Here is a 15,233-nt window from a genome sequence, read left to right as displayed (position 1 = left end):
GCATCGGTCTATCTCATCCATGAACTGAGCTGCATGCCGTACCTGTCACCGGGGAGTATCCCGAAGCGGGTGGCGGAGCTGGATAAGCAGGCGGGGCAGTTTGTATTACCGGAGCGAAGGGAGCGGAGTTATCCCCGCAGTGTGAAGGCAAGACCACAAAAGTATGCGGTGCAAAAAGCCAATAAAAACAATGCCAGTCAGGCTTAACTGACTGGCATTAGGCCCGTGCCCGTGAGATTGCCTTCGATGAACTGAAAGAGCGTGCCGCCGCCTTGGGTGCCAATGGGGTAGTCGGCATCGATATCGACTATGAGGTGGTGGGGCAAAACGGCAGCATGCTGATGGTCAGTATCAGCGGCACCGCTGTGGTGGTGTAAGGCGTTGACTATGTGGTTGACGGTAGTGATGGCAGCCATATGGGCAGCCAGAACAGAGGGCCGATAACGATGTTATCGGCCCTCTGTTACTTATCAGTCACGGTAAACGTGATTGAAATAAAAAGGGTAATGTAGGAATTTCAAAGGTTCTGTGCTGGCTGGTTGTTGGCAAGGATGAGTGTGTCATGGCGTTAGTGCTTCCCCCGCTACTCAAACGTGGCGATACCATCGGTTTTTTCTCCCCCTCCAGTGCGGCGACCGCTTGGGCTCCCCAGCGTTTTGCCCGCGCCAAGGCGTTTCTTGAGGGGCAGGGCTTTCGACTCAAGGCGGGCAGCCTGACCGGTCAGCAGGATCACTGGCGATCCGGCTCCATTGCTGCGCGGGCGCAAGAGCTCAACACCCTTATTCGCGACCCCGAAGTGCGCTGCATCATGTCGGTGATTGGCGGCAGCAACTCCAACTCCCTGCTGCCCTATCTCGATTTTGAGGCGCTGAAACGGGATCCCAAGATCATCGTCGGCTACTCCGACGTGACGGCGCTGCTGCTCGGCATTTATGCCCAAACGGGCTTGGTCACCTTTTATGGCCCTGCGCTGGTGGCCTCTTTTGGCGAGTTGCCGCCGCTGGTGGACGAGACGCTGGCCAGTTTTTTACAGATTGTATTGGCAGGTGAAGGGGCACTGCCCCATCTGCTGCCGACCCCGGCGCAGTGGACCGATGAACGGCTGGACTGGGAGAACCAGACTCGGGCCAAGGGCAGCCAGCCTAATCGGTTGATATCGGTGGGGACTGGGCGGGTAGTGGGCCGGCTGATCGGCGGTAATCTCAACACCATGGCGGGGATCTGGGGCTCCCCTTATATGCCTGCCATCGAGCGTGGCGACATTCTGCTGCTAGAAGACAGCCTCAAATCCGCCGAGACGCTGGAGCGCTCTTTTGCCCACCTCAAGCTGTGTGGCGTATTTGAGCAGATTGGCGGCCTTATTCTCGGCAAGCACGAGCTGTTTAACGATCAGGGCAGTGGCAAGCGCCCCCTCGATATCCTGCTGGAGGTGGTGGGTGAGCCGATCTTTCCCATTCTGGCGGAGTTTGATTGCGCCCATACCCACCCCATGCTGACCTTGCCGATTGGCATCGAGGTGTCGCTCGATCTTGACAGTCAGCATCTCACACTGCTTGCGCCGCAGTGAATTGAGCAGAGTTGGCAGTCATGACATGAAAGGGCGACCCGTGGGTCGCCCTTGTGATGAGGTGATGAGGCGTTCACCGGTTATCCATGTTGCTCGGCGGGGTGATCTGGTGTGCGGTTGCGGCGGCGCAGCAGGCGAACCAGCGGGGGCAGGGCGATCACCAACACCGCCAGCACCAATAGCACTTGGCTGATGCTGCTGCTCCATAAGATGGCGGTGTCGCCATTGCTGATGGAGAGGGCGCGGCGCAGGTTCTGCTCTAGCATTTCACCTAGCACAAAGCCCAAAATGAGCGGTGACATGGGGAAGTGCATCTTGCGCAGCAGGTAGCCAAAGACCCCAAGCCCGACCATCAACAGCAGATCGAAGGTGGTGCTGTGCACGGCATAGACCCCGACCGCCGAGATACAGGCAATGGCTGGCACCAAAAACCAGAGCGGGATCGACAGCATCCGGGTGAACAGCCCGATCAGCGGGATATTCATCACCAACAGCATCACGTTAGCCAGCAATAGGGCGGCGATCAGCCCCCATACCACGTCGGGTTGCTCGGTGAACATCGTCGGGCCGGGGGTGATGTTATAGAGGGTCAGTGCCCCCATCATCACCGCGGTGGTGCCAGAGCCCGGCACCCCCAGGGTCAGCATCGGAATAAAGGAGCCGCAAGCAGAGGCGTTGTTGGCGGCCTCGGGGGCGGCTACCCCGCGAATATCCCCTTCGCCAAATTTGGCGCTGGGCCCAGCTAACCGTTTTTCGGTCATGTAGGTGATGGCGCTGGCGATGGTCGCCCCGGCGCCGGGCAAGATGCCGACGAAAAAGCCGATGACAGAGGATCGCAGCATGGTGCCGGTGCAGTGGACAAACTCTTTGGCATTAAACAGCATCCGCCCCGTGGTGCGCACCAGTTTGCCGCCGCTGCTGGTCTGCTCCAGCATCAGCAGAATTTCGCTCACCGAGAACAGGCCAATCACCACCACAATAAATTGCACCCCATCGGAGAGGTGAACACTGTCAAAGGTGAAGCGATAGACCCCTGTATTGGCATCGACCCCGACGGTGGCCAGCCCCAGCCCAATCAGCGCCGCCATAAAGGATTTGAGCGGGTTTTCGCTCATCATGCTGCCAAGGCAGGCGATGGCAAACACCATCAGCGCGAAGTACTCTGCTGGGCCAAATGCCAGCGACCAGTTTGCCAGCGCGGGGGCAAACAATATGATGCCGCCGATGGCCAGCAGTGAACCGATAAAGGAGCTCACGGCCGAAATCGACAGGGCGACGCCCGCCTGACCTTGCTGGGCCATGGGGTAGCCATCTAACGCCGTCATAATGGCGGCGGCATCCCCCGGCACATTGAGCAGGATCGACGAGATCCGCCCGCCATATTCGCAACCGATATAGACGGTGGCCAGCAGGATCAGTGCCGATTCGGGGGGCAGTTTCAAGGCAAAGGCGAGCGGCAGCAGGATGGCGACCCCGTTGATGGGGCCAAGCCCCGGCAACAGGCCAACCACGGTACCGACAAAACAGCCGATCAGGGCAATCACCAAGTTTTCTGGGGTGAGTGCCACCGCAAAGCCCTGGGAGAGGTACATCCAGGTATCCATTTTTACTCCTTAAGAGAACCAAACGCCAAGCGGCAGGGTGACATCCAGCAGCTTGTCAAACGCGACATAGAGCAGCAGACCGCTGCAAATGCCTGAGAGCAGTGCCGCTTTGACGGTGGCGCCAAACAGGCGCCCCAGCACAAAGGTGAGCAAGGCGGTGGCGAGCGGAAAGCCCAGCCACTCGAAGCCGGTGGCATACCCAGCCAGCGCCGCCACCATGATGGCGAGCTGGCGCAGGGTGCGCAGCGGTGGCCAGCTGACGGGGTCGGGCTGGCGCTTTAGCAGCAGCAGGGCGCACAGCGCCATCAGACTGATGATGCCAAGGGGAAAGGGGCGGGGCCCCAGTGGTTCATAGCTGTACTCGGTCTGGATCTGCCACGCAATGGCGGCGCCCGCCAAGCAGAGCAGTAACCAGATGGTCGCAAAAATGCGATCGCTCATGGCTGGCGCTCCTATTTGGCTAAGCCAAAGGCCTTGGCCTGCTCGCGGTATTGAGTCACCTGATTTTTCACATAGCTATCGAGCTCTGCGCCGGTGAGATTGAATTCAAACAGACCGCGTAACTCGCGCTGGGCTTTAAACGCATCGCTTTTGACCAACTGATCGAAGGTCTGCTTCCACCACTGGTATTGGCTGTCGCTGACTTTCGGCCCGACATAGAAGCCACGGATCACCGGCCATTCCAAGTCATAACCCTGCTCTTTAGCGGTCGGAATAGCGGCCAGTTTGCCGGGCAGCCGCTCTTTGGCGAACACGGCCAGTACCTTCAGTTTACCTGCCTCAATGTGTGGCACCATTTCACTCAAGTCGCCCGACATGGCCTGCACATGATTGCCGAGCAGGGAGGTGATCACCTCGCCGCCCCCTTCAAAGGCCACATAGCGCATCTTTTGTGGCGCTATGCCCCCTTGTTGGGCCAGCAGGGCCACCTTCATCCAATCTTGGCTGCCAATAGAGGCGCCCGCCCCAATCACCACGCTGTTGGGATCACGGGCCATGGCATCCACCAGCTCTTTAAGGCTCTGGTAGGGGGCGTCACTGCGCACGGCAATCATGCCGTAGTCGGTGCCCACTGCGGCTAACCAGCGCACATCATCGACGCCGTAGCGGCCAAATTTACCTTGGGCAAGGTTCAGCAAGGAGCCACCGGAGAAGGCGACCACAGTGCCCGCTTCGGCGGGACGCTGGGCCACGATGGCGTTATAGGCCACCGCGCCCACGCCGCCGGGCATATAGGTGACGCGCATTGGCTTGTCGATGGTGGCGGTCTCTTGCAGGCTCACCTGCAGCAACTTACAGGTCAGATCAAAGCCACCGCCCGGTTTGGCGGGGGCGATACATTCGGTACGACTGGGGGCGGGGGCAGTCTCGGCAGCCTGCAGGGGCAGGGCGCCAAGCAGCGCCATCAGAGTAAGCGCGTGACAGGTGCGTTGCTTCATGGTGTTCTCCATCTTTTTTTGTTGTTGTTCCCGAAGGTGATCCCCGTCGCTAGACGAGGTGAAGCGCAATTGTTAAAACAACAACCTTTCATTTACCTTTCATTGACTATTGGGGTGATGAGAGTGTGACTCTGGTCGCACCTTGCCCTCATCCTGCCCCGTTAGCGGCGTGACAACTAACCTGCGCCGATTGTTTATGCGGCCCGCTTTAGTGCTCACGGCTCCACTGCTCTCATGCCTTCACGTTTTGACTCCTCCATGCCAGCGCCCCATTGTTGCTTATTTGCAAAAAGTCATTTGATGTCGGCGTCATTGTTGTCAGCAAACGGCTACCACATACTGGCGCCCTGCTTCCGTCGGGAGCCACTACCCAAAAGGAGCTGTTATGCCACTGGCGTTATTTGCCCTCACCCTGAGTGCCTTTGCGATCGGCACCACCGAATTTGTGATTGTGGGGCTCATCCCCACCATCGCTGAGCAGCTCAATGTCTCGCTCCCCTCGGCGGGCCTGTTGGTCAGCCTCTATGCCCTTGGGGTAGCCATCGGTGCCCCCGTGCTCACCGCTTTGACTGGCAAGGTGCCGCGCAAGTGGCTGCTGGTGGGGCTGATGGCGCTCTTTACCGCAGGTAACTTGCTGGCGTGGCAGGCTCCCAGTTACGAGAGCTTGATTGTGGCCCGCATCCTCACGGGACTGGCGCACGGGGTCTTCTTCTCGGTGGGCAGCACCATTGCCACTGGCCTTGTGGCGAAAGAGAAAGCGGCGAGCGCCATCGCCATCATGTTCAGCGGCCTGACGGTGGCGCTGATGACCGGTGTGCCGCTGGGCACTTGGATTGGTCAGGTCTTTGGCTGGCGCGAAACCTTTCTGGTGGTGAGCCTGCTGGGGCTGATCGCCATGGTGGGGAGCCTGCTGTTGATCCCGAGCAATCTGCCCAAGGGGGCAACCTCGACCATCCTTGAGCAGCTGAGCGTGTTGACCAAGAAGCCGTTGTTGCTGGTGTATGCCAAAACTGCCCTCGGTTGCTGTGGTGCCTTCACTGCGTTCACCTTCCTCGCCCCCATCTTGCAGCAGATCAGCGGTTTTAGCGCCGCTGAGATGAGCTTGATCCTGCTGGTGTACGGGGTATCGGTTGCCATCGGCAATATCTGGGGTGGCAAGCTGGCAGATCGTCTGGGCCCTTTGCCCGCCCTCAAGCTGCTATTTGCTGGCCTCGCGCTGGTGCTGTTGATCTTCAGTTTCACCGCCCCCCATCCGGTGCCGGCGGTACTGACCGTGCTGGTGTGGGGCGCCTTTGCCTTTGGCAACGTGCCGGGCCTGCAAGTGCTGGTAGTGCAACAGGCCGAGCGCCACACCCCCAACGCGGTGGATGTGGCATCGGGTCTCAATATCGCCGCCTTTAACGTCGGCATTGCCCTGGGCTCGGTGGTCGGTGGTGTGGTGGTGGAGCACCTCGGCTTGATACATACCCCTTGGATCGGCGCCCTCATCGTATTGCTGGCCTATGGGCTGACCCATGTCAGCGAGCGCCGTGAAGCGATCCGACTTGCCGCCTGTCAGGCATAAGCTGCACCAGTCAGCGGCACGCCTGCGGTAATCGGTGCGGCAGGCTGCCCTCTTTGACCACGCCAGTAAGGTGGGCCATTGCGCTAGGATGTGACACCGTCGCTAGACGAGGTGAAGCGCAATTGTTAAAACAACAACCTTTCATTTACCTTTCATTGACTATTGGGGTGATGAGAGGGTGACGCAGGTCGCACCTTGCCCTCATCCAGCCCCATTATCGGAGTGACGACATGCGCCTACTGCTGGCTGAAGACAATCATGAGCTGGCCGATTGGCTGTCGCGGGCATTGACCCGCGCGGGATTTGCGGTGGATTGGGTGGCGGATGGTGCCAAAGCCGATCACCTGTTGCGCCATGAACACTATGCTTTAGCGGTGCTCGATATCGAGATGCCTCAATTAGATGGGCTGGCGGTGCTTAGCCGCCTGCGCCGCCGTGGTCAGGGGTTGCCGGTGCTGCTGCTCACCGCCCGTGGCACGGTGGAGGCGCGGATCAGCGGGCTCAATGCTGGGGCTGATGATTATCTGGCCAAGCCCTTTGATTTAGGGGAGCTCGATGCCCGCTTGCGAGCCCTGCTGCGGCGCTGTGAACATGGCGGCACCGAGCTGCGCCTAGGGCAGTTGACGCGCCACCCCGACGGCTATTTTATGGTCGCCAACACGCCGCTAGCCCTGACCCCGCGCGAGCTTGCCTTGCTGACGGCCCTGATGTATCGCCAAGGGCGGCCGGTGGCCAAGGGGCAGCTGTTTGAGCAGGTGTTCAACCTCGATGATGAGGTCGGGATCGAAAGCATCGATCTCTATATCCATCGGCTGCGCAAAAAACTGGTGGGGAGCGGGGTGGTGATCACCACCTTGCGTGGCTTGGGCTACGTATTGGACGCGGCGGCGGAGGTGACCCATTAGCCGCTCGTTACTCCATCAACTGCTGTGGTTTCTCGGTGGCCCTTTGCTGATCCTCTGGGGCGCGTCGGCGTGGTATAGCTACTACGGCGCGTTGGCGGCAGCCACCGCCGCGTATGATCGCACCCTGCTTGCTTCTGCCCGCACCGTGGCCGAGCGGCTGACGGTGAGCGAGGGCTCCCTCAAGGTGGATGTGCCCTATGTGGTGCTCGACAGTTTTGAGCGCAATATGCGCGATCGGCTCTTTTATCAGGTGCGGGATATTCAAGGGGCGGTGATCTCGGGGTTTGCCGATCTGCCGCCGATGCCGCTGGGCACTCCGCTCACCGACCGCTACCCCGCGCTGGCCTATTTTTATGATGGCGTTTATCAGGATGCGCCCATCCGCGCTGTGGTGTTGTTGCAACCGGTGGGCGAGGGGGGCGTCAACGGCATGGCCAAGATCACGGTGGCCGAGACCCTGCTTAGTCGCCAGCAGCTAGCAGAGCAGCTGCTCTGCTCGGCGTTGCAGACTCAGGGCGCGCTGGTTGTCCTCACCCTGCTGCTGGCCTATCTGCTGCTAAAAGGGGTGCTTAGGCCGATGCGCCGCTTATCGCGGGAGATCCTGCGCCGTGACGGTGCCGACTTGGCCCCCCTGCCGGACTTGCTCCCTTGGCAAGAGACCCGGCCGCTGGTGCAGGCGTTTAACCGCCAGTTAGCACGGCTGCGCCAACTGGTGGCACGCCAAGAGCGCTTTAGCGCCGATGCCGCCCATCAACTGCGCACCCCGCTCACCATTTTAAAAACGCAGGTAGAGGTAGCCCGCACCAGTGCCGATCCTAGCTTGATCGCCGAGAGTCTCGGCGCCATGGCCGTGCGGCTGGATCACACTATCGCCCTGACCGAGCGCCTGTTGTTGCTGGCACAGCTCAATGCTGACGAGCGCTCGGGACTGCGCCAGCGCGCGCCATTAGAGCTAGTGACGCTGGTGCAGCAAGCTTGTTTGTCGCGTTTAACTCAGGCTCGCAGCAAGGAGATCGATCTGGGCTACGAGGGGGCCGACCCTGCGGTCATGGTGGCGGGAGAATCACTGCTACTGGGGGAGCTGTGCGCCAACCTGCTCGACAATGCGATCAAATACACCCCCTCTGGCGGCATCGTGACCGCTCGGGTGCTGCGGGCAGAGGGGCAGGTTTGGCTAGAGGTGGAAGACAGCGGCCCCGGCATCGCCCCCGAGCAAGCCGAGCGAGTCTGGCAGCCCTTTTTACGGCTAGAACATGGCGCCGATCAGCCGGGGGCCGGCCTTGGCTTAGCCTTGGTGCGCGACATTGCCCATTACCATCATGGTGAGGTATCGCTGCTGGCGGCGCCGCAGCTGGGGGGCTTACTGGTTAGGTTGAGCTTACCCCTTGAACCCCACCCACGGCGTTAGCCGAGGCCATGATGCAGGGTGGTATTGCGCTGGGTGATAACCGGTCAGGGGCGCAATGCAAGATATAAGAGGGGGGAGCATCAAGCTCCCCCCTCTTAACTCTCTGTTTCGAGTGACTGGGGGCGCGAGCTGCGCTCCCTCGTATGGCACTCAATTTCAGGTCACGCCATCAGGTCAGAATGCGTAACGCCACGAGATTGCAGTGAAGTAGCCGCGATAGTCCTGATTAATATGGCCCATGCTGAGCTCTTCCCCGGCGTAGAGATAGTCCACATCCTGATAGAACTCGTAGCGCATATCCCAGCGCAGCGACTGCTGCTCATTGAGCGGGTAGAGGGCATAGCCTGCTAGCCGATGTTGCTTGCTGGTGAGGGTGGGGTAGTCATAGCCTAGGCTGGCGTCGGTATGACCTCGACCATAGGCAAGGCTGTAATCGAGCCCGAGGGTCAGGTTTTGGCTAAACGTCTCGGCAAAGGCCTGTTTCTGGGTGAACCCCACTCCCACCGTGGTCACCTCATCGCGTACCTCGGTGGCATAAGGAGCCCAATCGGGCGCTTGACTGTTGGCATGATGCTGGCGCGAAGTCAGCCACTGCTGATTGCCAAACAGGTGGGCGTTAAGCTGCTCGTCCAGTTGCAGGTTGAGGGTCAGATCAAGCCCGCGATCCCCGCCCGCACTGCGGCCGATATTGGGTTCTTTGTAGTCGGATTGCGCCCACCACCCCGCGAGGGTCGAACTGAGCTGTTCACTCAAGGCGTACTGCATATCCCCACGCAGCTCGACCCGATCTCGGTCTGCCAGATAGAACTGGCGCAAGGTGGGGCTGACTTGGCTGTTCTGATTCTGCCACTCGCCGCCTCCGCGCCGACTCCACGAGGCCTTACCGCTCAGTTGCCAATCCCCGACGGGACGGTAGCGGCTCTTGATAAACAAGGTCTGCTCATCGGTTTGCCGGCGATCGGCATACTCGCGCTCATCCGCCCGATAGTGATAGCCCCCAGTGACCTTGACTGCGCGGCTCAGCCGGTAATCGGCTTCAAGCTGCGCTTTGCCGTGGGAGCGGTCCCCTGCTTGCCGCTGGCTGCCGATAACCACTTGGCGGTCAGAGTGATCTTGCCGGTCTCGGTACGCTGCACCTGCGCGCAAGGTCAGATCCCGGTTGAACCGATTTACCCATTTGACCTCGCTCTGCAGGGTGTCAATGTCGCCGTGGAACTCAGCTTGACGGATCGGCGCTTGGCTAAAGCCAGTTAGATGGCTGCTAGAGGTAGCATGGCTGCCCAGCACCCGCCCAGTCAGGCTTTGGCTGCCCCAGCGATATTGGCCCGACGCCGTGAGCTGGTGGAAGCTGTTATCGGGTTCATAGGCCCGCTCGTTGCCATAAGGGTTACTGGTGGGGCCGAAATAGAAGGCGCTCTCATCATGACGATAGAGCGACCCCTGATAGCCCAAATCGGTGAGCCAGCCTTGGCCAAGGTAGCTGATCCCGCTTTTGACTAGGGTGGTGGTGGCGCCATCCACCGCCTTGGGTACCCAGCCCGGCCCATTACCGATACCCGGCGTGGTGGGCTGATAGCTGGCCAAGGTGGCCTCTTTTTTCTCATACGAGAAGTCGGCATAGGGCCGCCATGGGCTGTTGGGGGTATAACGCAGGCCCGCGCTCAACTTTTTGCGCAGGCTCTCTTTGGCAAAGGCGGTCAGCGCGCCAGCGGCCATCGGCTGATCGTCAGGGCGATAGAGGCTGGTGCCATGGCGGTTCCAGTAGAACGGCGATTCGGCATAACCCACCTTGGCCCGTACCCCGTCATAATGGCCCTGCTCGACCGCTAGCTTAAAACGGCGTAGCCCCAGATCCTCTGCTTGCAGGCGACCGTAGCGGGCCCCCTCGCCACGGTAGTGCAAATCCGTATTGACGATGCCAAGCAGGCCCTGCTCGTTATTAGCGGGCACCCAGTTGTGAAAGCGGCTGGCGCCATCATCAGCGCTATAGCCTGCGCCAAGGCTCAGTTCACCAAACCAGCCCTCATCGCTTAGGCACTCAGCACAGCGCCAGCGCTCGGTCTTAGCGGACTTGGCCGCTTGCAGGGAGTAATCAAGTGGGCTGGGCGGCGCGTCGCTGCCATGGGCGGAGAAGATCGCCAGCAAAGAGAGCCACAGGGTTGAGTATTTCATCATGTCTCTCCTTAGCGCCGTAGCGATTGACCGGTGGGGTGGTTACTGCCGTGGATCTGGTTGTGGCAGTTGAGGCAACTGCCCCCGCGCACCTTGAGGTCGCCCTCAGGAATGGCCACGTTGGCATGAGGCACGCTATGGCACTCCTGACACAGTTGCGGCACCCGCTTGTTCAGCAGTGCCTGATTGATGGAGCCATGGGGGCTATGACAAAGGGCGCAATCTTCGGTGACCGGCTCGTGCTCCCACAAGAAGGGGCCCCGTTTTTCGGCGTGGCACTCATAGCAGGTCTCATTGACCGTCGTCTGCTTGAGGCTGGCCTGATTGTCTGATTGATGTGGGTTGTGGCAACTGCTGCAGACCAGTTCACCATTGAGGATCGGGTGGCTGGTGCGCTTGTGCAGATCGGCTTTTTGCTCGGCGTGGCAGCTAGTACAAGTTGCGGTTTGCAGTTTGCTGTCAAGTACGGGGTCTTTGGCCTGATGCAGGGCATGGCAACTGGTGCAACTGAGATCTTCCACTGCATGGCTGCTGGTGTGCCACGCCATCCGCTTGGCGTCGGTATGACAAGAGAGGCAGACGCTGTTTTGCTTCTCGACCGGCACCGGCGAGTTAGGACCAAAGGTGATCATCGGTTCCCGCTGTTGGCCTTTACGTGGATTACGCGGGTGGTTACCCGCTGGGCCGTGGCACGCTTCGCACTGCTTGTCGGCCATCGGCCCATTCGGGTTGCCGAGGTTGCCGTGCACGTTATGGAAAATACCAGTGGCAGGCTTGCTCGATTCGGCATCGTGGCATTTAAGGCAGGTATCCGCGCCTTTGGGTGAGTATTTACCTTGCGCAAATTTGCTATCAAGGCTCGCCTCGACCTGTAACCGGGGGTCGGTGTCGGCGGCTGCAGACTGGCCAGTATCCTTGGCCCACAGCGGCAGGCAGCTGATGGCCAGTAAACCAGCCAACAGCCAGCGCGGGGGGGTCATCTTCATATCGTGTCCTTTCTATCGTGTCCTTGCAACGCAAAAGGCCAGGGGCGTTTCCCCCTGGCATCCAATGTGTCGTGCAACGTGGTTAGCGGAAGTTGTACACCTTATGGACCTTGTCCACGCCCTGCTCCTGCCCCACGGCATGGCAAGACGCGCACTGTTCCACCCCAGTGACTTCTTCGCGGGTCGCTGCCCCAAACACGGCGCCGTTATTTTTCATGTGGCTGGCCCACTCATCGCCAGCGGCTGGGCTATCTGGCTTGACCAACCCGAGCGGTGAGGCCAAGTGGCAACTAGCACAGACCACCAAGGTTGGGCTGAAGAACTTGGGCTGCTTGTTATCCGCGGTGGTGGCTGCCAGCGAGGGGCGCGCATTTTGCTGGTTTGGCAGGTTGTACTGCTCCTTGGTGTGGCAGGCTTCACAGTTGTTTAACTGACCTGGGAACACTGCCTCGCCCCCACGGTGCGGGCCATAGGCGTGATAAGAGTGGACGTGATACTTCAGATCCCCCGGAATACCGGGATAGAACGAGGTGCGGGTGGCATTGTGGCAGCTGGTGCACTGGGCAAAATCCTTTGCTGCATGGGCCGCTCCGGCGTTCCCTGCGGTATGAGCGGCCAGATCTTTATGGCAACCATTACAAGAGGCAAGATCTGCCCCGACCTTGAGCACATAGCGGTTATCGACCCCTCCTTCGACTCGGTAGTAGGCCTTGACCGGATTGATGGCCACATAAGAGAGGGAACTGGCAGTGCTACTGCAAGGCAGCAAGTCACCGGCGGCAAAGGCGCCATTGCGATCCGCGCTGCGAGCAACGCAGACCTGCAGCTCGGCGATGGTGGCCGCCAAGGTGCCGCTTACCTCCCCTTCGACCTCTTTACGACAGAGGAACTGACCGCCCCCTTGGGCTTCACACTGGGGAAAGTCGATACGGTTGCGATTGACGAAGGTCTGCGGGTTGGTATAGCCCAGCTCAAAGCCATCGCCTTTATCCCAGTTGACCAGCACGTAGGGGGCGCGGTTGGCGTCACCAAACTTTACGTAGGGCAGCACTTGCGCCATGGTCTCGGCAGGGACGCCATTGGCCGTGACGTTCAGGACCACTTCAATATTGGGGGCGGCGTAGCGCAGATCACTGATCTGCCACTGCAGTTTATCGCGGCCTACGGCCTCGTTGGCCATCCTGCCTAAGTGAGCATTGGTGGGGGAACGGACGTTGTCAGGCTGCTCGGCATGGCACTGGGTACAGAGCCGACCGTTGTTAATTTGATTGTCGATGTGCTGCACGTAAGTGGAGGCGGTCGCCGAATCGGCATGACAAGCACCACAAGGCTTCTCTTGGGCAAAGGTCCACTTATCGCCGTCTGGCGTGGCGGGGCTAACCCCTTTGTGGCAGGTATCGCAATTGCGGGAATCTTGCGGGAAGTGGCTCACCAAGCTGGTGGCGGTGGGATCTTGATTGCCGTGTAACTTGTGCACCAAAGTCAGTAACGAGGCGCGCCCATTGCCCGGCACACTGTCGTTGTGGCAGGTGGTACAGCCCTTGGGATCGGTGCGGTTCGCGTGGCGGGATGGTTTGCCCATATGGCAGCCATCACAGGTCTGTTTGGTGACCAGATCATTGCTCAGGGTCGGGGCCGTGCCTGCCGGCACCCAGCTGATGACCTGCTCGGCAACCGGCACGCCGTCACTGCCGCCAAAGTAGATCACGATGCGGTGCAGCGCCTGCTCATCCCAGCGGATCATGCCGTTGTTATCTGCCGAATCGGCGGGGAACGGATCGCTGACCTGAGTCACATCAAACGAGAAGGTATAGCGATACTGGCCATTGCCCAAGGCCTCTAGCGCGCCCTTGTTGTCAGGGCCGGGGCGATTGGTGTAACGACTGTTGGAGAGGTAGATGTAACTCTTCCATAGCGGCAGCTCCTGTCTCGCGCTGTCGCGCCCAGGGACCAGCTTGGCGAGGGTGAAGTTTGGCACGATCGTCCCTAGGTCGTAGCCTTGCCCCTGTGGGGTGGTCACCTTAAAGCGCACCGAGAGTTTGCCCCCCTCACTGAGCTGGGGAGTATCAGCCGAGAGGGTGAGGCGATTGACCTCACTCGGCGCCACCGGTGGCGCCGTCTGTTCATTTCCCTCGCCACCACCACAGGCGCTGAGCATCACCAACAGGGCGGTTGTCAGTGCCACTTTCCAGAGTTTCATATAAGTCTTCCCTTATCTTAATTTTATATTTTTTATCGTTGTGATGAGCCGGAACAAATAATTAACTGAGCACTCATTAATGGCTGCTGCGGTATATTTAATGACGTGTTGTTATGAATCACTGGTAACACAAAGTTTTTCATGTTGGTGCATCATTTAGAGATATTAGGTATTGTAGCGTTTCGCTTTTTGCCAAATTTGATCAAGATCTCAAAAGTCACTCAAAGCCTATTTTTAGGGATAGCTAAATAAATGAAAATGGATGTTCATTGCCATTTAATTGAGTATTGCAATATTAAATACATTATTTTCAATATTGCTATTAGGCATATTATTGATCTAGATCATGGTCGGCATGATAAAACAGAAAGACAAGTAAAATCCTTATAAAACAAGGTTGTGAGGTTATTCCTACGTGAGCGGTGGGGGCTGGGGAGAAAGATTGAGTCGTGATTTTATAAGTGAGTGTCATACGGTACAGCATTGCCAGAAACGAACTTGTTTAAATGCCGTATAAAGAAAGTTAAAGATCCTTTTTAAATATATTTTAAAGAGGGATTGCTGTTACTGAAAAATAATAAAATAGAGAAAAATAAAGTCGCTAGATTGTATTGCATCATTGATTAATAGTTCGGAATAGCCGTTGCATATGCGTTAAAAATAATGAGTTTCAACAGGAGGAAATACCATGAAATTAAAAGCACTGTTAGCCATGTCATTAATGTTGGGGCCACTGGGTGTGGCCTCAGCCAATGTGGATGGACCATTAAAAACCTGCGCTGCTTGTCACGGTGAGCAGGGGGTGAGCAGTCACACCGACATTCCCACCATTGCCGGGTTGGCAGAGGCGAATATCGGTGACCAGCTACGCACCTATCTGGATGGCCGCCCAGCCAAGACGGTCAAGCATGTCAGTGGTGATACTAGCAAGCAGGGCAACATGAGCGAGGTGGTCAAAGGGCTAAACGAAGCGCAGATTGACGAACTGGCGGCCCATTTTGCTGCCCTGCCTTACACCGCCATGAAGCAGCCCTTTGATGCAGCCAAGGCCGCAGCGGGCCAGAAACTGCACAAAGCCAGCTGTGAGAAGTGTCACTCGGGCGGTGGCAGCGTGGCCGAAGATGAGTCCTCCATTCTGGCGGGTCAGCCAAAGGGCTATCTGTTGACCTCGCTGCAGGAGTATCAAGGGGGCAAGCGCACCGCCGACAAGAACATGACCAAGGCCCTCAGCGGGATGAGCAGCGCCGATCTAGAGGCGTTAGCTGAGTTTTACGCCAGCCAGCAGTAAGGGGGCAATTTGTGACAGAACAACACACCTCGTGGTGGCGCCGCCTGTGGGCGCGCCCCAAGGCGAAATGGTGCTTAGGGATCCCGCTGGGTGCCCTGCT

At 58.8% G+C, this 15,233-nt stretch carries 11 protein-coding genes and 2 pseudogenes; 7 read left to right on the top strand and 6 right to left on the bottom strand.

The window, feature by feature from the left end:
• The 3 genes and pseudogenes from CUC53_RS17400 to CUC53_RS17390 form a co-directional block, all read left to right on the top strand.
• Positions 1-207, top strand: a pseudogene (locus tag CUC53_RS17400) (IS4 family transposase); the annotation flags it as partial.
• A gap of 14 nt (positions 208-221) precedes the next feature.
• Positions 222-377 (top strand): annotated as a pseudogene (locus tag CUC53_RS17395) (heavy metal-binding domain-containing protein); the annotation flags it as partial.
• 185 nt (positions 378-562) lie between these two features.
• A complete protein-coding gene (locus tag CUC53_RS17390; protein ID WP_100295289.1) occupies positions 563-1,567 on the top strand; it encodes a S66 family peptidase in 1,005 nt (334 codons plus the stop codon).
• A gap of 80 nt (positions 1,568-1,647) precedes the next feature.
• On the opposite strand, the gene CUC53_RS17385 is transcribed toward CUC53_RS17390, so the two are convergent.
• Genes CUC53_RS17385 through CUC53_RS17375 form a run of 3 tightly spaced genes read right to left on the bottom strand, consistent with a single transcriptional unit; the run spans position 1,648 to position 4,610 of the window.
• Complete coding sequence (locus tag CUC53_RS17385) at positions 1,648-3,171, bottom strand: tripartite tricarboxylate transporter permease (protein WP_100295288.1); 1,524 nt, start codon at positions 3,169-3,171, stop codon at positions 1,648-1,650.
• A 9-nt stretch (positions 3,172-3,180) separates the two neighbouring features.
• The gene (locus tag CUC53_RS17380; RefSeq protein WP_100295287.1) at positions 3,181-3,612 is read right to left on the bottom strand and encodes a tripartite tricarboxylate transporter TctB family protein; all 432 of its coding nucleotides are present in this window, start codon (positions 3,610-3,612) and stop codon (positions 3,181-3,183) included.
• Between the two features lie 11 nt (positions 3,613-3,623).
• Positions 3,624-4,610, bottom strand: coding sequence for a Bug family tripartite tricarboxylate transporter substrate binding protein (locus tag CUC53_RS17375; RefSeq protein WP_100295286.1), 987 nt, complete (start codon positions 4,608-4,610; stop codon positions 3,624-3,626).
• 385 nt (positions 4,611-4,995) lie between these two features.
• Between CUC53_RS17375 and CUC53_RS17370 the strand changes: the two genes are divergently transcribed.
• The 3 genes from CUC53_RS17370 (at position 4,996) to CUC53_RS17360 (ending at position 8,487) form a co-directional block, all read left to right on the top strand.
• Positions 4,996-6,174 (top strand): MFS transporter, encoded by a 1,179-nt coding sequence (locus CUC53_RS17370; protein WP_100295285.1) that lies wholly within the window; start codon positions 4,996-4,998, stop codon positions 6,172-6,174.
• Positions 6,175-6,404: 230 nt separating this feature from the next.
• Complete coding sequence (gene tctD / locus CUC53_RS17365) at positions 6,405-7,079, top strand: transcriptional regulator TctD (RefSeq protein WP_100295284.1); 675 nt, start codon at positions 6,405-6,407, stop codon at positions 7,077-7,079.
• 43 nt (positions 7,080-7,122) lie between these two features.
• A complete protein-coding gene (locus tag CUC53_RS17360) occupies positions 7,123-8,487 on the top strand; it encodes a sensor histidine kinase (RefSeq protein ID WP_100295283.1) in 1,365 nt (454 codons plus the stop codon).
• Positions 8,488-8,661: 174 nt separating this feature from the next.
• On the opposite strand, the gene CUC53_RS17355 is transcribed toward CUC53_RS17360, so the two are convergent.
• The 3 genes from CUC53_RS17355 to CUC53_RS17345 form a co-directional block, all read right to left on the bottom strand.
• The gene (locus CUC53_RS17355; RefSeq protein WP_100295282.1) at positions 8,662-10,659 is read right to left on the bottom strand and encodes an MtrB/PioB family decaheme-associated outer membrane protein; all 1,998 of its coding nucleotides are present in this window, start codon (positions 10,657-10,659) and stop codon (positions 8,662-8,664) included.
• Between the two features lie 11 nt (positions 10,660-10,670).
• The gene (locus CUC53_RS17350) at positions 10,671-11,645 is read right to left on the bottom strand and encodes a DmsE family decaheme c-type cytochrome (protein WP_100295281.1); all 975 of its coding nucleotides are present in this window, start codon (positions 11,643-11,645) and stop codon (positions 10,671-10,673) included.
• A gap of 82 nt (positions 11,646-11,727) precedes the next feature.
• Positions 11,728-13,845: an OmcA/MtrC family decaheme c-type cytochrome gene (locus tag CUC53_RS17345; protein ID WP_100295280.1), complete on the bottom strand. Its 2,118-nt coding sequence runs from the start codon at positions 13,843-13,845 to the stop codon at positions 11,728-11,730.
• A 688-nt stretch (positions 13,846-14,533) separates the two neighbouring features.
• Between CUC53_RS17345 and pdsA the strand changes: the two genes are divergently transcribed.
• Complete coding sequence (gene pdsA, locus CUC53_RS17340; RefSeq protein ID WP_100295279.1) at positions 14,534-15,133, top strand: periplasmic diheme shuttle PdsA; 600 nt, start codon at positions 14,534-14,536, stop codon at positions 15,131-15,133.
• The last annotated feature ends 100 nt before the right edge of the window (positions 15,134-15,233 follow it).

Source organism: Aeromonas cavernicola, assembly GCF_002795305.1.
Taxonomy (GTDB): Bacteria; Pseudomonadota; Gammaproteobacteria; order Enterobacterales; family Aeromonadaceae; genus Aeromonas; species Aeromonas cavernicola.
The sequence above is the reverse complement of the archived record's forward strand: the minus strand, read 5'-3'. Positions and strand labels throughout refer to the sequence as shown.